Below are 17,983 nucleotides of genomic sequence, written 5' to 3'. Positions count from 1 at the left end.
TCACCCCAACCATGGCACCTGACCGATCCCGCCACCGCCGGCGGGCCGCCATGATTGGGAAAATGAAAACACCACCACGACAACACGCGCTCAGGACCGGACGGATCTCCCTCGCCGACCAGGTTTATCTGATCACCACCGTGACCCGGCGCCGCGCGCCTGTGTTCAGCGATCTGTTCGCGGGGCGAACGCTGGTGCGACAGCTTCAGCACCACCATCGAAGCGGCGACGCGGAGACCCTCGCTTACGTAATCATGCCCGATCACCTTCACTGGATGTTCCGGCTGCGGGCCGCGTCACTGTCACGAACCGTGCAGACGCTGAAAGGCGCCAGCAGCCGGGCGGTACCAGCGTTGACCTGGCAGGCCGGCTTCCATGATCAGGCGCTTCGGGATGAGCGGCAATTGAAAGCCTACGCCCGTTACATTGTCGCCAACCCCCTGCGGGCCGGGTTGGTGGACCGGATTGGCGCTTACCCGTTGTGGGACACGGTTTGGCTGCAGGCGGATACGGAGGCGAATTGGGACTGGGGTGGGTAGGTATGGGGTATGGCGGATAGGAGTGGAATCGCGACTGAAGCGGAGCGCCGCCCGGTTGCGCCTATCGCGTGGCGTCGGCGCGATGGGGCCCGGGTCGGGCGTGGTGGTGGCGGATGGCGCTGATCGCGACTGAAGTCGCTCCTACAGTGGCTATTGGCAAGGTTTTGTAGGAGCGGCTTCAGTCGCGATCAACGCGGCGGACGGCACGAGCCGCCGGCCGCGGTGCCGGTTCAGGTTTTGAGGACGTCGCGGCCAAGTTCGGCGGCGCGTTGGGCGTTGACCTGGCGGGTGTTCTCCTCGCAGGCGTCCTTGTCGCCGCCGCAGATTTCGCAGCCGTCCTTCATGCCGAGGGCGGCGAGGCCGCCGCAGGAGCCTTTGACGGGCTTGTTGGAGAGAATCACGCCGATGGCCATGCCGGCGAACAGCAGGGCCACGATCACAAAGCTGGCGAGTACGGTGGCGAGCATTTCAGTTTCCTCCTTCCTCGGCTTCCAGGAGGGCCCGGAAGGCGGGGGTCATGATTTCCTCGGGGCCGTCCTTGGTTCGGACAATGAACAAGACCGGCAGTTCGCGGGCTTCGGCGAACGCCCGCCCTTTTTCGGGCCCCAGCACGGTGAGCGCGGTGGCCAAACCATCCGCCACCATGCAACTGGAGTGTAACACGGTGACCGAGCCCAGTTGATGGCCCACCGGGTAGCCGGTGCGCGGATCGATGGTGTGGGAATACAGGGTGCCGTCGTCCTCGAAGAAGTTGCGGTAATCACCGCTGGTGGCGATGGCCAGGTTTTCGAGGGCGATCACCTTCTCCATTTCCCGGACGCCGGCGATCGGTCGCTCCACGGCGACGCGCCAGGGCTGACCATAGGGCTTGTGACCGCCGGCGCGGAGTTCGCCGCCGATCTCCACCAGATAGTTCTTGATGCCGGCGCTTTCCAGCACTTCCGCCACTTTGTCCACGGCGAAGCCCTTGGCGATGGACGACAGATCCAGATAGACGCCGCCGGGTTGCGCCAGTTGGTCGCCGTTGAGCTTGAGCTTGTCCCAGCCAACCCGGGCCCGGGCCGCCTCGATGTCCGCCTCCGGCGGCGGCTCGAACCGTTCCGGGTCGGGGCCGAAGCCCCACAGGTTGACCAGCGGCCCGACGGTGACGTCGTAGGCGCCGTCGGTATCCCGGGAGATCGACAGGGCTTCCTTGAGCACCTTGGCGAAATCCTTGGAGACGGTCACCGCCCGACCGGCGTCGGCGCGGTTGAAACGGCTGATGGTGGCGTCTTCACGGTAGGTGCTCATGTCCGCGTTGACCTGCTCCAGGGCCGATTCGATGTCCTTGCGCAGGGCCGGAACGCCACCGCCGGGGGTGCCGGTGAATTTCACCGACCAGGTGGTGCCCATGGTGGGCCCGTTGAGCGCGGAAAGGCGGTCGCTGGTGTCGTCGCAGGCGGCGAGGAGCGCCAGGAGGGCGAGGAGCGGGAACAGGCGGAAGAGAGGGATTCGCATGGGGCTGCCGATTCGCGGGTTGGGGGATGCCGAGGAGCGGCGAGGCCATCGTCGGGGCGCGGGGCGACCCCGGATCGCGACTGAAGCGGTGCGCCGCCCGGTCGCTCCTACGGCACGAGATGGGCGTAGGAGCGACTTCAGTCGCGATACCCGAGGCTTAATCAGCCCCCGAAGTCGTCGAGCATGATGTTTTCCGGCTCGACGCCCAGATCCTCGAGCATCTTGATCACGGAGGCGTTCATCATCGGCGGGCCGCACATGTAGTACTCGCAGTCTTCCGGTGCCGGGTGGTCCTTGAGGTACATTTCGTAGACCACGTTGTGGATGAAGCCGGTGGGGCCTTCCCAGTTGTCCTCCGGTTGCGGATCGGACAGGGCCAGGTGCCACTCGAAGTTGTCGTTCTCTTCGGCGAGCTGATCGTACTCTTCGTTGTAGAAGGTCTCGCGCCAGCTCCGCGCGCCGTACCAGAAGCTGATCTTGCGCTTGGAATTGAGACGCTTGAGCTGGTCGAAGATGTGGCTGCGCATGGGGGCCATGCCGGCGCCACCGCCGATGAACACCATCTCGGCGTCGGTGTCCTTGGCGAAGAACTCACCGAAGGGACCGAACACGGTGATCTTGTCGCCCGGCTTCAGGTTGAACACGAAGGAGCTCATCAGGCCCGGCGGAATGTCCTTGGCGCCCGGGGGCGGCGTGGCGATCCGGATGTTGAACTTGAGGATGCCCTTCTCTTCCGGGTAGTTGGCCATGGAGTAGGCGCGCACCACGGTTTCGTTGTTCTTGGCCTTGAGGTCGAAGAACTTGAAGTGCTCCCAGTCACCGCGGAACTCTTCATCGATATCGAAGTTCGAGAAATCGATGTCGTAGGGCGGCGCTTCGAGCTGCACGTAACCGCCGGCGCGGAAGTCCACTTCCTCGCCTTCCGGCAGCTTCAGGGTCAGTTCTTTGATGAAGGTGGCCACGTTGGGGTTGGAAACGACTTCGCATTCCCATTTCTTCACGCCGAAGAATTCCTCGGGCACCTTGATCTTCATGTCCTGCTTGACGTTGACCTGACAGCTCAGACGCCAGCCGTCGCGGATTTCGCCCTTGGTGAAGTGGCCTTCCTCGGTGGGCAGAATGTCACCGCCACCGTCGAGCACCTGGCATTTGCACTGCGCGCAGGTACCGCCGCCGCCACAGGCGGAGGACAGGAAGATACCCTGATCGGCCAGGGTGCCGAGCAGCTTGCCGCCAGCGGGCGCGTCGATGCTCTTTTCCTGGTCGCCGTTGATGTCGATGTGGACGTCGCCGCTGATCACCAGCCGCGAGCGGGCGGCGAGAATCACCGCCACCAGCGCGAGCACGATGGCGGTGAACATGACCACGCCGAGAATGATTTCAAAACTCATGTTCTGGCTCTCCCCTTACCCTTAGAGTTGCACGCCGGAGAAGGACATGAACCCGAGTGACATCAGCCCCACCGTGATGAAGGTGATGCCCAGCCCCTTGAGGCCGTCGGGTACGTCGCTGTACTTCAGCTTCTCGCGGATACCGGCCAGCAGCGTGATCGCCAGGGCCCAACCGGTACCGGCGCCAATGCCATAAACCAGGGATTCGCCGAAGTTGTAGTCGCGTTCCACCATGAACAGGGACGCGCCAAGAATGGCGCAGTTCACGGTGATCAGCGGCAGGAAGATACCCAGGGCGTTGTACAGGCTGGGCACGTACTTATCCAGGGTCATTTCCAGGATCTGCACGATCGCCGCGATCACGCCGATGTAGCTGAGCAGCCCCAGGAAACGCAGGTCCAGGTTGGCCAGGGCATCGATGCCGGTCCAGGCCAGCGCGCCCTCGTCGAGCAGGTACTTAAGAATCAGGTTGTTCACCGGCACGGTGATGGTAAGCACCACGACCACGGCGATGCCCAGACCGATGGCGGTGGAGATCTTCTTGGAGATGGCGATGAAGGTACACATCCCCAGGAAGAACGCCAGCGCCATGTTCTCCACGAACACGGCGCGGACGAACAGGCTGATATAATGTTCAAACATTGGTTAACTCCCCTGTTCCACGCCGTTAAAACGCGTCGCTGACGCGGGTGTGCGGCTTCATCTTGAACTCGTCCTTCTCCACCTGCTCCGGCTTCCAGGTACGTACCGCCCAGATAAAGCAGCCGATCAGGAAGAAGGCGCTGGGCGGCAGCAGCAGCAGGCCGTTGGTCTGGTACCAGCCGCCGTCGGCGGTGCTCGGCAGCACCTGCATGCCGAACAGGCTGCCGGCGCCGAACAGCTCGCGCACGAAGCCCAGGGTAAGCAGCAGCACGGAGTAGCCCAGGCCGTTGCCGATGCCGTCCATGAAGGACGGAACCGGAGCGTTCTTCATGGCGAAGGCTTCGGCGCGACCCATCACGATGCAGTTGGTGATGATCAGGCCGACGAACACCGAAAGCTGCTTGGAGATGCTGTAGGCGTAGGCCTTCAGGAACTGATCCACCACGATCACCAGGGAGGCGATGATGGTCATCTGTACGATGATGCGGATGCTCGACGGGATCACGTTACGCACCGTGCTCACGAAAAAGTTCGAGAACGCGGTCACCATGGTCAGCGCGATGCACATGGTCACCGTGGTGCTCAGGTTACTGGTGACAGCCAGCGCGGAGCAGATACCCAGGATCTGCAGCGCGATGGGGTTGTTGTCGAAAATGGGACCGAACAACAGGTCCTTGGTCTTCTCCGCCATTACGCCTCTCCTCCAGTGTCGCCGGCGTTGGAGCCGTTATCGGCCTCGCCGTTGCGCATGCGTTCCAGATAGGGGCCAAAGCCTTTTTCACCGACCCAGAACCGCACCAAATGACTCACGCCCTTGCTGGTCAGGGTGGCGCCGGCCAGGCCGTCCACCTTGTTGTCCGCGTTGGGCGTGTTGCTGTCGACGGTGCCCTTGATCACCTGGATGGCCACGTCGCCGTCTTCGTCGTAAATCTTCTTGCCTTCCCAGAGTGCCTTCCACTTGGGATTGTCCACCTCGCCGCCCAGGCCCGGGGTTTCACCGTGCTGGTAGAAGCCCAGGCCGGCGATGGTCTTGGCGTCCGGTTCCAGTGCCATGAAACCGTACAGGGTGGACCACAGGCCGTAGCCGCGCACCGGCAGGATGATGCGGCTGAGATCACCGTTGTCGTCGCGGGCCAGGAATACCTCGGCCACGTCCGCCTGGCGCTTGATGCTGGCGATGTCCTCCTCGCCACTGAGCGCCTCGCTCTGCTGCGGGTCCTTGGAGGCCTTGAGCTGGTCGTAGGAGTCCGGCTTGTCGACGTACTCCCCAGTGTCCAGATCGACGAAGCGACGTTCAATGGTCTTGAAGGCCGCCTCCACGTCCATGCCGGGCTGGTAGAGGCCGGCGGCCTGGAGGATGTTGACGCGGCGGTCCAGGGTCTGGTTCTTCTGCTGCACGGGGCGCAGGGTCACGGCGGCGGTGGACACCACCACCGCGCACACCAGACACACCAGAAACGCGACCGTGAGGGTTTTTGCTACGCTCTCTTTGTTTCCAGCCATTACACCGCTCCACCGGTCCGACGCAGGCGACGACGGATGTTCGCCTGAGTCACGAAGTAGTCAATCAGGGGCGCGCACAGGTTACCGAACAGGATGGCCAGCATGATGCCTTCCGGGAAGGCCGGGTTGACCACCCGGATCAGTACCGTCATGACGCCGATCAGCGCGCCGAAAATCAGCTTGCCGGTATTGGTCATGGCCGCGGACACCGGGTCGGTGGCCATGAACACCAGGCCGAACGCCAGGCCGCCCACGGTCAGGTGCCAGTACCAGGGCATGGCGAACATCGGGTTGGAGTCGCTGCCGATGGCGTTGAACAGGCCGCTCATGGCCACCAGGCCGATCAGCACGCCGAGCATGATGCGCCAGGAGGCGATCTTGGTGAGCAGCAGGAAGGCCGCGCCCAGGCCGATGGCGATCACCGAGGTTTCGCCGATGCAGCCCTGGATGCCGCCCAGGAAGGTATCCATCCAGGCCAGGCTCTGGGTGGCGCCGTTGGCGCCGGCGGCCAGGGCGTTCTCGGACAGGCCGGCGGCGAAGTTCAGATCACCGTTGGCCGCCAGCCCCAGGGGGGTGGCGCCGGAGAAGTTGTCCACGGCGGTCCACACGGCGTCGCCGGACATTTGCGCCGGGTAGGCGAAGTACAGGAAGGCACGACCGACCAGTGCCGGGTTGAGGAAGTTCTTGCCGGTGCCGCCGAACACTTCCTTGCCGATCACGATGCCAAAGGAAACCCCCAGCACCACCTGCCAGAGCGGAATCGACGGCGGCAGGATCAGGGTGAACAGGATACCGGTGACGAAGAAGCCCTCGTTCACTTCATGGCCGCGCTTCCAGGCGAACAGCGCCTCCCAGAAGAAACCGGTCAGGTAGACGGCGATCAGGATCGGCACGTAGTAAACCAGGCCGTGCAACAGATTGGCCCAGAAACTCTGGTAGTCGAAGCCGGTGAGCGCCATCACCAGGTCCGCGCGCCAGCCGGGGATGGCGTCGTAACCGAACTCGGTGATCTGCAGGTTGGCCTGGTAGCCGGTGTTGTACAGACCGAACAGGATCGCCGGGAAAGTGGCGAACCAGACCGTCATCATGATGCGCTTGAGGTCAATGCCGTCGCGCACGTGGGCCGCGGACCGGGTCACCGAATCCGGGCTGTACAGCATGGTGTCGAACATCTCGAAGAAGACGTAGTACTTCTCGAGCTTGCCGCCCTCGTGGAAGTGAGGCGCGATTTTGTCGTCGATGTAGTTTCTCAGGCCCATCTCAGCTCTCCGCCTCGATCGTGGTCAGGTTGTCGCGCAGGATCGGCCCGTATTCGTACTTGCCGGGGCACACATAGGTGCACAGGGCCAGGTCCTCTTCCACCAGCTCCAGGGCGCCCAGCGCCACGGAACTGTCGGTGTCGCCGACGATCAGGGAACGCAGCAACTGGGTGGGCAGGATGTCCAGCGGCATGACCTGCTCGTAGGCACCGATCGGCACCATGGCGCGCTCGCTGCCATTGGTGGTGGTGGTGAGGTTGAAGCGCTTGCCGGGCATCAGCTTGGACAGGTAGATGTTCATCACCGAGAAGCGGTTCATGCCGGGGGAGATATAGCCCAGCAGTTCGCGGTCGCGGCCTTCACGCAGCACCGTCACCTGGTTGCTGACGCGGCTGAGGAACATCATCGGGCCACGGGCATGGTGGCCGTTGAACACGGAACCGCCAATCAAGCGGTTGTCGCCTTCCTTGAGTTCACCTCGGGTGAAGTCTTCCAGGCTGGCGCCGACGCGGGTGCGCAGCAGGCGCGGCGTCTTCACCTGCGGGCCGGTCAGGGCGACCACGCGGTCGGTGGCGAGGCGGCCTTCGGTGAACAGCTTGCCAATGGCGATCACGTCCTGGTAGCCGAGGCTCCAGACGGTTTTTTGCGGGCCTACCGGATCCAGATGATGGATATGGGTGCCGGCGTTGCCCGCCGGATGCTTACCACCGAAGGTTTCCTCACGGACCTGGCCTTCGGCGAAGGACGGCAGGTTGCCGCCGGCCGCCTTGCACACCCATACCGGACCGTCGGTGAGGCGGGTGAGAACGGTGAGACCGTGGCGGAAAGCGTCTTCGTTTTCCTTGATCACCACCGCCGGGTCCTGGGCCAGGGGGTTGGTGTCGATGGCGGTCACGAAGATGGAGTTGGGGGTGCTGCCCGGTGCCGGCACCTTGCCGTAGGGGCGAGTGCGCAGCAGGGTCCACTCGCCGGAGTCGACCAGTTGCGACTGCACGGCTTCCCGATCCAGGGACGCCAGGGACGCGGGGTCGTGGGCGGTGAAGGTGACTTCCTCTTCCTGATCGGCGATTTCGATCACCACGGACTGGAGGACGCGTTTGTGGCCGCGATTCACGGCCGTCACCTTGCCGCCGGCGGGCGCGGTGTATTTCACACCGTCGGTCTTTTTGTCCGTGAAGAGCAGCTGGCCCTTCTTGACCGTGTCGCCTTCGCGGACCTCCATGGTCGGTTTCATCCCCACGTAGTCGCCGCCGAGCACGGCGACAGAACGGACCTGATGACCCTCCTCGATCGTCTGACGCGGCGCGCCAGCGATGGGCAGGTCAAGCCCCTTCTTGATTTTGATCATAGTGTCTCGCCCACGTTGCGTGTTGCTGAAGTCGAGCGGCGCATTCCCCGGGGACCGCTGAGTCGCGGTGGAGGCGGGAAGGCGCGCGAAAACCGGTAGAAAGCGTCAGGAACACCCGTTCGGGAGGTACCGGGCACCCAGCTCCGGAGAAGCCGGCCTGGGCCGGCGCGCGACATTATAATGACCGTGCGGTCCGGATGCCAGGATTGACCTTGTGGGTATTCCCTGAAAATTGTCCACGGCGAGGCCCGGCAAGGGGAACGCCATGGGCGATACTCTCAAGAAAAAGCCCGCTTACGCGGGCTTTTCCGTGACCGGTCAGTCTTTCGGGTAGCGCGGATATTCCACGCCGGACAACAGTTGCAGGAGGCGCACCACCTGGCAGCTGTACCCGAATTCGTTGTCGTACCACACGTACAGCACACAGTGGCGGCCATTGTTGACAATGGTGGCCTCGGCGTCGATGACGGCGGCGTGACGGGAACCGACGAAGTCGGTGGAGACCGCGTCCGGGCTGCTGATGAAGTCAATCTGACGCTGCAACGGCGAGTGCAGGCTCACCCAGCGCAGGTATTCATTCAGCTCTTCGAGCGTGGTTTCCTTGCCCAGGGTCAGATTCAGGATCGCCATGGACACGTCCGGAGTCGGTACCCGGATGGAGTTGCCGGTGAGCTTGCCGGCCAGATCAGGCAGCGCCTTGGCGGCGGCGGTGGCGGCACCGGTCTCGGTCAGAACCATGTTCAACGGCGCGGCGCGGCCACGGCGCGGGCCCTTGTGGAAGTTATCCAGCAGGTTCTGGTCGTTGGTGTAGGAGTGCACGGTTTCCACGTGGCCCACTTCGATGCCGAACTTGTCGTTCAGCGCCTTCAGCGGCGGCACGATGGCGTTGGTGGTGCAGCTGGCCAGCGACAGAATGGTGTCGGAGTCTTCCACCATGTCGTGGTTGACGCCGGGCACGATGTTCTTCAGGTCGCCCTTGCCGGGAGCGGTCAGGATCACGCGCTCCACGCCGGCGCACTGAAGGTGCTGGGAGAGGCCTTCGCGGTCCCGCCATTTGCCGGTGTTGTCCACCAGGATGGCGTTGTCGATGCCGTACTGGGTGTAATCCACCTTGGACGGATCGTTGGCGTAGATCACCTTGATGTAGTTGCCGTTGGCGATGATGGCGTTTTCTTCCTCATCGACGGCGATGGTGCCGGCGAACGGGCCGTGCACGGAGTCGCGGCGCAGCAGGCTGGCGCGCTTCTGCAGGTCTTCCTTGCCGGATTCACGGACCACGATGGCCTTCAGCCGCAGGCCGTCGCCGGAGCCGGTTTTTTCGATCAGCAGGCGGGCCAGCAGGCGGCCGATACGACCGAAGCCGTACAGCACCACGTCTTGCTGACCGGGCAGGTCGACCTTCTGGTTGACCGCTTCAGCCAGCTCGCCGCGCACGAACTCTTCCAGGGACAGACCTTTGTCGTCCTTTTTGTAGGCCACCGCCAGCTTGCCGATGTCGATGCGGCTCGGGCCGATGTCCAGCTTGGACACTTCCTGAAGGATCGGGAAGGAATCGACCACGGACAGGCCGCTTTCGGAGAGGCTCGCCTCGATTTGCTTGACGAACCGGTGATCCTTGAGGATCTGGATCACGGATTTGTTGACCAGGGAGCGACTGTAGACCTGGGTGGTCACATTCTTCTCCCGATACAGCCGGCCAATCATGGGGATCATGGCTTCGGCGATCTCTTCGCGGTTTTTCCAGCGTCCGAAGTGGTCTTCCAGTTTGTTCACGGGGCGCCTCTCAGTCAGGGTCTGCAGGTCGGTTTACCGGTCCTCGGCGGACCGGACCCGGGGCGCGCGCATGATAGCGCCAATACCCGCGTATATCCAGCCGCTGTGGGGACGCCAGACGCCGGACGCTGGACGCCAAACCCGAGGCGGCGCGGCAAGGAGTGTTTGCCCCGGCGCCCTCTCTCCGACTGGCCGGAAACACACCAATCATTCAAGGCCCGGGTTAGCGTCCGGCGTCCGGCGTCCCGCGCCCTAAACCAGCTCCTCGCCGGGACGCAGGCGCATCAGGCCTTCCTGGGCCACGGACGCCACCAGCACGCCATCGCGGCGGTAGATGTTGCCGAAGGTCAGCCCCCGGGCGCCGGCGGCGCCGGGGCTGAGGCAGTCGTAGAGCAGCCAGTCGTCGACCCGGAAGTCCTCGTAGAACCACATGGTGTGGTCCAGGCTGGCGCACTGCACGTTGCTCTGCCAGAAGGTCATGCCGTGGGGCTGCATGGCGGTACCCATGAAGCCGTAGTCGGAGCAATAGGCCAGCAGGGCCCGCTGGGTCATGCGGTCCGCCTGGATTTCGTCGGCCACCTTGAACCAGAAGCGCTTGACCGGCTCCCGGGATTCGGACTCGAACGCATCCCTCGGGGTCACCGGGCGGAATGTCAGCGGGCGCTGGCGCAGGAAATCGTCGCGGAACTGCTTGGGAATGCGCTCGGCCATGCGCAGGCGCGCCTGCTCGTCGGTTTCCAGCTCATCCGGCGCCGGCACCTCGGGCATCGGTGCCTGGTGGCGGGCGCCCTCCTCTTCCACCTGGAAGGACGCCGCCAGGCTGAAAATGGGACGCCCGTGCTGAATGGCGTTCACCCGCCGGGTGGTGAAGCTCTTGCCGTCGCGGATGCGGTCCACGTCGTAGATCACCGGCCGGCGGATATCGCCGGGACGCAGGAAATAGGCGTGCAGGGAGTGCACCGGGCGATCCTCCGGCACGGTCATGGACGCCGCCAGCAGCGACTGGCCGGCCACCAGGCCGCCGAAGATGCTGCGTTGCCCGTTGGCTTCGCTCTGGCCCCGGAACAGATTGTCTTCCAGGGGTTCCAGGCTGAACCGCTGCATTAATTCGCGAACCGCTTCTTTCATTGTCTGCCTCTGCGTATACCGAGCGGCGCGATGCTACCACAATCATCGCGGCTAAAGCCGCTCCTACGGTGAAGCCTCATGAACCCGTCACGCGGCTGCGCTACAATGCGCGCCCTCGATGGAGGCACGATGACCCTGTTACCCGATACTCCCCTGTTTCCCGCCGGCGCCGAGCACTTCAAGGATTGGCGCGGGCTTTCCGACGGCAGCCTGGCGGCGGTGCTGGCGCAGGTGGCGCGCTCCCTGGACGGCCCGCTGCTGGTGGCCGCGCCGGGCAGTGGCCGCGCCCAGCAACTGGCCGACGCTCTCAGCTTCTATCTGGCGAGCAACCCGATGGCCGAGCGGCCCGACCTGCCGGTGATGCTGTTCCCGGACTGGGAGACCCTGCCCTACGACCTGTTCAGCCCGCACCAGGACATCGTCAGCGACCGCATTCGCGTGCTCAACTGGCTGGGCAGCGCCCGCGCCGGCGTGCTGGTGGTGCCGATCAACACCCTGATGCAGCGCCTGGCGCCGCCCTCCCACATCAGCGGCAACAGCTTCATGCTGCGCGTCGGCGAGGCGTTCGACATGGAACGCACCCGCGCGCAACTGGTGGACTGCGGCTACCGGCAGCGCGACAACGTTTACGAGCACGGCGAATTCGCGGTACGCGGCGCCATCATGGACGTGTTCCCGATGGGCTCCAGCCAGCCATTCCGGGTGGAGCTGTTCGACCAGGACATCGAGTCCCTGCGCCTGTTCGACCCGGAGAGTCAGCGCTCCACCGGCCAGGTCAACGAGATCAACCTGCTGCCCGCCGCCGAGTATCCGCTCAGCGCCGAGGGCATTCGCCGGTTCCGTACCGCCTTCCGCGATACCTTCGACGTGGACCCGCGCCATGTGCCGCTCTACCAGGACGTGTCCGAAGGCATCGCGGCGGCGGGGCTGGAGTATTATCTGCCGCTGTTCTTCGACGGCCTGGCCACCCTGTTCGATTACCTGCCCGACAACGCCCGGGCCCTGGAGATGGCCGGCTGCGAGGAAGCGGCCCGGCATTTCTGGGACGAAGTCAGCGCCCGCCATGAACAGCGCCGCCACGACATCCACCGACCGGTGCTGCCGCCGGCGCGGCTGTTCCTGCGCCCGGACGAGCTGGACGCGGCCTGGAAGGGCCTGCCCCGGGCGCGCCAGCGCGACGGCGAGCAGGCGGTATCGTTCCAAGTGCAGGCGGCGCCGCCGGTGGCCGCCGACCCGCGCGCCCGCAACCCGCTGGCGCCGCTGCACACCTTCGCCGACGAGCACCCGGACACGCGCATTCTGGTGGTGGCGGAAACCGCCGGCCGTCGCGAGGCGCTGCTGGAGTTGATGCAGAAGATCGGCATCCAGCCGGCGCTCAAGGAAGGCTGGGCGGATTTCATCGCCGACCCGCAACGCTGGAACCTGACCCGGGGCGAGCTGGACGCCGGCTTTTATGCCCCGGACCACGAGCTGCTGGTGGTCAGCGAGAGCGAACTGTACGGCGAGCGGGTGATGCAGCGCCGCCGCCGGCGCACCAGCGAGGACAGCGGCAACGAGCTGGGCATCCGGTCCCTGGGCGAGCTGAGCATCGGCGCCCCGGTGGTGCACCTGGATCACGGCGTGGGCCGCTACCAGGGGCTGGTGCACATGGAGGTGGACCGCCAGCAGCACGAATTCCTGCTGCTGGAATACGCCGGCGGCGACAAGCTCTACGTGCCGGTGTCCTCGCTGCACCTGATCAGCCGCTACGGTGGCGGCGACAGCCCGCCACTGAACCGCCTGGGTACCGAACAGTGGACCAAGGCGCGGCAGAAAGCCGCCGAGAAAATCAACGACGTGGCCGCCGAGCTGCTCAACACCTACGCTCGCCGCGAGGCCCGTCAGGGCCGCGCCTTCGCCGTGGAGGCGGAGGATTACGAACGCTTCGCCGCCGGCTTCCCGTTCGAGGAAACCCCGGACCAGGAAGCAGCCATCCGCGCGGTGATCAGCGACATGCAACTGGCCAAGCCCATGGACCGGCTGGTGTGCGGCGACGTCGGCTTCGGCAAGACCGAGGTGGCGATGCGCGCCGCCTTCGTGGCGGTGCAGAGTGGCAGCCAGGTGGCGGTGCTGGTGCCCACCACCCTGCTCGCCCAGCAACACTACGAATCGTTCGTCGACCGCTTCGCCGACTGGCCGGTGAACATCGAAGTGCTGTCCCGGTTCCGCAGTGCCAAGGAAAAGAGCGAGGTGCTGGCGCGCCTCAAAGCCGGCAAGGTGGACATCATCGTCGGCACTCACCAGTTGCTGCAGGAGTCGGTGTCGTTCTCCGACCTGGGGCTGATCATCGTCGATGAGGAACACCGCTTCGGCGTGCGCCACAAGGAGCGCCTCAAGGAACTGCGCGCCGAGTGCGATATTCTCACGCTCACCGCCACGCCGATCCCGCGTACCCTGAACATGGCGATGAGCGGCATGCGTGATATTTCCATCATCGCCACGCCGCCGCAGAAGCGCCTGTCGGTGAAAACCTTCGTGCAGCAAAAGAACGACACCGCCCTCAAGGAAGCGATCCTGCGTGAGCTGCTGCGCGGCGGCCAGGTGTACTACCTGCACAACGACATCGACACCATGGCGCGCACCGCCGAGGAGCTGCGCAAGATGGTGCCGGACGCCCGCATCGGCATCGCCCATGGGCAGATGCGCGAGCGCGAACTGGAAGCGGTGATGAGCGATTTCTACCACCGCCGCTTCAACGTGCTGGTGTGCACCACCATCATCGAAACCGGCATCGACGTGCCCAGCGCCAACACCATCATCATCGAACGGGCCGACAAGCTGGGGCTGGCGCAGCTGCACCAGCTGCGCGGCCGGGTCGGACGCAGCCACCACCAGGCCTACGCCTACCTGATCACCCCCAGCCCCCGGGCCATGACCAAGGACGCCCTCAAGCGCCTGGAGGCCATCGAGCAGGCCACCGACCTGGGCGCCGGCTTCGTGCTGGCCAGCCAGGACCTGGAAATCCGCGGCGCCGGCGAACTGCTCGGCGAGGAGCAGCACGGCAACATGGAAGCCATTGGCTTCTCGCTGTACATGGAAATGCTGGAACAGGCCGTGGAAGCGCTCAAGAACGGCGAGCAGCCGGACACCGCCAAGCCACTGTCCGGCGGGCCCGAGGTGAACCTGCGCATTCCGGCGCTGATCCCGGAGGACTACCTGCCCGACGTGTTCACCCGCCTGACGCTGTACAAGCGCATCGCCGGCTGCAAGACCGCCGAGCAGCTGGACGAGTTGCAGGTGGAGATGATCGACCGCTTCGGCCTGCTGCCGGACCCGCTCAAGAACCTGTTCCAGGTCACCGCCCTGCGCCAACGCGCCGAGCGCCTCGGCATCACCCGCCTGGACGCCCATGCGCGCGGCGGCAAGCTGGAATTCGCCGAGCGTACCCCGGTGGACCCGCTCACCATCGTCAAGCTGGTGCAGTCCGGCCCCAACATCTACAAGCTGGAGGGCGCCAGCACCCTGCGCTTCGAGCTGGAATCGGACAACGCCGCCGAGCGCATCGAAGTGGTGGCCGGAGTACTGGCGCGCTTGGCCGGCGGTGAAAGTGGCCGCTAACCAAGCAAGATGTCGGCATCCTCACGGGTAATACCCCGCAGAAAGTCCATGACGGCCCGTATGCGGGGCACCTTCTCAAGGTCCCGATGCACCACCATCCACCAGTCTCTGGTCAGATGAATCTCGTCCCGAAACAACCGGGTCAACCGTGGCTCATTCTCGGCCATGAAGGCGGGCAGCATGGCCATGCCAGCACCCGCGCAGGTAACTTGAAACTGGGCAACCAGACTACTGCAACTCAAGCTCACTCTGGGAGAGTCAATCACGTCGGGTAGCCACTGCACATAGGGCACCTCAATCAAATCCTCCACGTAGGTCACAAAGACGTGATCCTCCAGATCGTCCAAGCTTCGCGGGCTCCCGCTGCGCTCCAGGTAGGAGGGGGCCGCGTAAAGTCCGACTGAAAAGCCAGTCAGCTTCTCAACCAGAAAACGGCCACGCTGTGGCTCCATCATGTTCAGGGAAATATCCGCCTCCCGTTCCGCCAAATTTACGATATGTGGCGCCGTCACCAGTTGAATACTCAGGTTCGGATGAGCGGCAACAAGCATGCCCAGCTTCGGCGCCAGGTAAAAACTGCCAAAGCCCTCCATGGTGGATATGCGCACCACGCCCAATAGATCACGTGATGCGTCGGTAACGCTATTTGCGATCTCCTCGCTCAGCACTTCCATGCGGCTGGCGATTGAGTAAATGCGTTCGCCTTCCGTATTGAGGCTAAGCGACCTGCCTTTTTTTTCAAAAAGGCTCATGCCAATCGTCTCCTCGAGACCCGCCAGTCTCCTACGCACGGTGGTCACATCCACGCCAAGCCTTTCGCTAACCGCGGCCAGCGATGGTCCACGTGCCACTTCCAGAAAAATATTCAAATCAGACCAGGAAGGTTTGGCCATAAAAAACCTCCATAAAAACAAGGCAAAAATGCACGGACATCAGTGGTTTTTTTACCTGTTGTGTAAAAAAAAACTCAAAAATATACTGCGTTTTTTTGTGAATTCCAGCAAGACGGGCCTCTCAGAAACAGATAAAACCCTAGAGGAAAAACCATGAAACTCTGGATATCTGATCTTAACAAACAGGAGCGGCGCACCATGAGTGCCTGCTTCGGTGGCTGGGCGCTGGATGCGTTCGATGTTCAAATATACAGCTTTGTTATACCTACTCTTGTCGCTGTATGGGGGATGACCAGGGCCGAAGCTGGTTATCTAGGCACGGTGGCCTTGGTGTTCTCCGCGGTCGGCGGCGCCGTGGCTGGCAGGCTGAGTGATCGTATCGGTCGGGTCCAGGTCCTTAAACTGACCGTCGCCTGGTTTGCCCTTTTCACCTTCCTGAGCGGGTTTGCACAGAACTTCGAGCAGCTATTGGTTCTGCGCGCTCTTCAAGGCCTTGGTTTTGGCGGCGAGTGGGCCGCTGGCGCTGTTCTGATGTCGGAAATTATTCGCCCACAATATCGTGGTCGAGCGGCTGGTACGGTACACAGTGGCTTCGCGGTAGGTTGGGGTGGCGCGGCACTCGTATATGCTTTGGTGTTTTCACTCGTACCCCAGGAGTACGCATGGCGATGCCTCTTCTGGCTCGGCATCCTGCCCGCCTTTCTCATCGTCGTGATTCGCCGCTACGTCAAGGAATCGGACACCTTTGAGGAAAAAGCAAAACGGATTTCCGCGCACAAAGTTAGTGCGCTAGCAATTTTCAAACCCCCTCTTTTACGAAAAACCCTGGCATCTTCCTTATTTGCCATTGGCATGCAAGGGGGTTACTACGCCGTGGTCACCTGGCTTCCCACCTATTTGAAAACCGAGCGCAACCTTTCGGTGCTTGGGACCGGCTCCTATCTTGCGGTGGTCATTATTGGTGCATTTCTGGGTTTTCTGCTAGGTGCGCATTGCGCGGATGCACTCGGTCGCAAAAAGACACTAATGACTTTTGGCATCCTATCCGCGGCGATGGTTTGCCTGTATATGTTCGCGCCACTCTCGAATTCCGCCATGTTGATCCTGGGCTTCCCGCTGGGACTGTTCGCCAATGCCATGTTCGCTCCAACCGGTGCATTCTACGCTGAGCTGTTTCCCACCGAACTGCGCGGTACCGGCCAGGGCTTCGCGTACAACCTCGGCAGGGGCGTCGGGGCCTTCTTCCCCGCGTTGGTCGGCTTATTGAGCGCCACCATGCCGCTGGGCATGGCCATCGGTATCTACACCGTTGGGGCCTATGGCATTGCCATTATCGCGCTCCTGTTCCTGCCAGAGACACAGGGTGTTGCACTGGACTCCAATCAGAACGAGCCCCTGGTCGGCGATGAGCTGCCGGTCAACACCCCGACGCGCACCACCTCTTAACCAATATTCAGTAGGAGACTGACATGCAAAACCACGTACGCGCAGCGGTCGTACAGACCGGATCGGCGATGTTCGATATCGATGCCACGCTCGATAAAGTTGAGAAGAATGCCGTTTTGGCGGCGCAGCAGGGTGCACAACTGGTGGTGTTCCCCGAGGCCTTCGTATCGGCCTATCCAAAGGGCCTTGATTTCGGCTCAACTATCGGCGGACGCACTCCAGGGGGGCGGGAAGACTACCGGCGCTATTACGACAGCGCCATCGAGGTGCCCTCAGTGCATAGCGAGCGCCTTGCGCAGATCGCAGGCGACCTGAATCTATATATTGTCATCGGCGTCATCGAGCGAAGTGGTGGCACACTTTACTGCACGGCCTTGTTCCTTGGCCCGGAGGGCAGGCTGCTCGGCAAGCACAGGAAGCTGATGCCGACGGCTGGCGAACGATTGGTTTGGGGCTCCGGGGACGGCTCGACCCTACCCATCTTCGACACGCCTTTCGGACGCCTTGGCGCCGTGATTTGTTGGGAAAACTACATGCCACTGATGCGCATGGCCATGTACGCCAAAGGCGTGCAAATTTACTGTGCGCCGACTGCGGATAACCGGCCAACCTGGGTGCCCACCATGCAGCATGTCGCACTGGAAGGCCGCTGCTTCGTGCTCTCCGCTTGCCAGCATCTACGGCGTAAAGACGCACCCGAATGGTATCAGGCCATTCAGGGCAACGATCCGGAAACCGTGTTGATGAGAGGCGGGAGTTGCATCATCAGTCCTCTAGGCGAAATCCTCGCCGGCCCTGTTTTCGATGAGGATGACATTCTTGTTCATGATCTCGACCTCGCCGATCTGGCTCGGGCCAAATACGACTTTGACGTGGCGGGCCACTACGCCCGTTCCGACATCTTTCGCCTTCATGTCAACGAAGCTCCGATGCCCCCCGTTGTATTTGAATAACCCCGGCCCCGACC

General features: G+C 63.2%; 15 protein-coding genes. 4 read left to right on the top strand and 11 right to left on the bottom strand.

Going from position 1 to position 17,983, the window contains the following annotated elements; genetic code table 11:
• Positions 1–50: 50 nt before the first annotated feature.
• On the top strand, positions 51–539 hold the full coding sequence (locus JF515_RS06765) for an REP-associated tyrosine transposase (RefSeq protein WP_238400901.1): 489 nt from the start codon (positions 51–53) through the stop codon (positions 537–539).
• A gap of 230 nt (positions 540–769) precedes the next feature.
• On the opposite strand, the gene nqrM is transcribed toward JF515_RS06765, so the two are convergent.
• The 10 genes from nqrM to tesB all read right to left on the bottom strand — a co-directional run bounded on the left by nqrM (position 770) and on the right by tesB (position 11,080).
• Positions 770–1,006 carry a (Na+)-NQR maturation NqrM gene (nqrM, locus tag JF515_RS06760; protein ID WP_203102345.1) on the bottom strand — a complete coding sequence of 79 codons (237 nt, stop codon included), beginning with the start codon at positions 1,004–1,006 and terminating at the stop codon, positions 770–772.
• 1 nt (position 1,007) lies between these two features.
• A complete protein-coding gene (locus JF515_RS06755; RefSeq protein WP_203102343.1) occupies positions 1,008–2,036 on the bottom strand; it encodes an FAD:protein FMN transferase in 1,029 nt (342 codons plus the stop codon).
• Positions 2,037–2,197: 161 nt separating this feature from the next.
• A complete protein-coding gene (nqrF, locus tag JF515_RS06750) occupies positions 2,198–3,427 on the bottom strand; it encodes an NADH:ubiquinone reductase (Na(+)-transporting) subunit F (RefSeq protein ID WP_203102341.1) in 1,230 nt (409 codons plus the stop codon).
• 21 nt (positions 3,428–3,448) lie between these two features.
• On the bottom strand, positions 3,449–4,069 hold the full coding sequence (gene nqrE, locus JF515_RS06745) for an NADH:ubiquinone reductase (Na(+)-transporting) subunit E (RefSeq protein WP_194297618.1): 621 nt from the start codon (positions 4,067–4,069) through the stop codon (positions 3,449–3,451).
• A gap of 25 nt (positions 4,070–4,094) precedes the next feature.
• On the bottom strand, positions 4,095–4,760 hold the full coding sequence (locus JF515_RS06740) for an NADH:ubiquinone reductase (Na(+)-transporting) subunit D (RefSeq protein ID WP_203102339.1): 666 nt from the start codon (positions 4,758–4,760) through the stop codon (positions 4,095–4,097).
• Complete coding sequence (locus tag JF515_RS06735; protein WP_203102337.1) at positions 4,760–5,572, bottom strand: Na(+)-translocating NADH-quinone reductase subunit C; 813 nt, start codon at positions 5,570–5,572, stop codon at positions 4,760–4,762. The genes JF515_RS06740 and JF515_RS06735 overlap by 1 nt, the downstream gene beginning before the upstream one ends.
• The gene (locus tag JF515_RS06730) at positions 5,572–6,831 is read right to left on the bottom strand and encodes an NADH:ubiquinone reductase (Na(+)-transporting) subunit B (protein ID WP_203102335.1); all 1,260 of its coding nucleotides are present in this window, start codon (positions 6,829–6,831) and stop codon (positions 5,572–5,574) included. The genes JF515_RS06735 and JF515_RS06730 overlap by 1 nt, the downstream gene beginning before the upstream one ends.
• Position 6,832: 1 nt before the next feature.
• Entirely contained in the window at positions 6,833–8,179 is a 1,347-nt protein-coding gene (locus JF515_RS06725) for a Na(+)-translocating NADH-quinone reductase subunit A (protein ID WP_203102333.1), read from the bottom strand.
• A gap of 318 nt (positions 8,180–8,497) precedes the next feature.
• On the bottom strand, positions 8,498–9,952 hold the full coding sequence (locus JF515_RS06720; RefSeq protein ID WP_203102331.1) for a glyceraldehyde-3-phosphate dehydrogenase: 1,455 nt from the start codon (positions 9,950–9,952) through the stop codon (positions 8,498–8,500).
• A gap of 252 nt (positions 9,953–10,204) precedes the next feature.
• Entirely contained in the window at positions 10,205–11,080 is an 876-nt protein-coding gene (tesB, locus tag JF515_RS06715; protein WP_203102329.1) for an acyl-CoA thioesterase II, read from the bottom strand.
• Positions 11,081–11,209: 129 nt separating this feature from the next.
• On the opposite strand from tesB, the gene mfd reads away from it, so the two are divergent.
• On the top strand, positions 11,210–14,677 hold the full coding sequence (gene mfd / locus JF515_RS06710; protein WP_203102327.1) for a transcription-repair coupling factor: 3,468 nt from the start codon (positions 11,210–11,212) through the stop codon (positions 14,675–14,677).
• Here the strand turns inward: mfd and JF515_RS06705 are convergent.
• Positions 14,674–15,570: a LysR family transcriptional regulator gene (locus tag JF515_RS06705; RefSeq protein WP_203102325.1), complete on the bottom strand. Its 897-nt coding sequence runs from the start codon at positions 15,568–15,570 to the stop codon at positions 14,674–14,676. The genes mfd and JF515_RS06705 overlap by 4 nt on opposite strands.
• Before the next feature lie 153 nt (positions 15,571–15,723).
• Between JF515_RS06705 and JF515_RS06700 the strand changes: the two genes are divergently transcribed.
• Positions 15,724–17,016, top strand: a complete 1,293-nt coding sequence (locus JF515_RS06700) for an MFS transporter (RefSeq protein ID WP_203102323.1) — start codon at positions 15,724–15,726, stop codon at positions 17,014–17,016.
• A 23-nt stretch (positions 17,017–17,039) separates the two neighbouring features.
• Positions 17,040–17,969: a nitrilase-related carbon-nitrogen hydrolase gene (locus JF515_RS06695; protein WP_203102322.1), complete on the top strand. Its 930-nt coding sequence runs from the start codon at positions 17,040–17,042 to the stop codon at positions 17,967–17,969.
• The last annotated feature ends 14 nt before the right edge of the window (positions 17,970–17,983 follow it).

This window comes from Alloalcanivorax marinus, from assembly GCF_016785095.1.
Lineage (GTDB): Bacteria > Pseudomonadota > Gammaproteobacteria > Pseudomonadales > Alcanivoracaceae > Alloalcanivorax > Alloalcanivorax marinus_A.
This window is presented reverse-complemented; position numbering and strand designations above follow the sequence as displayed.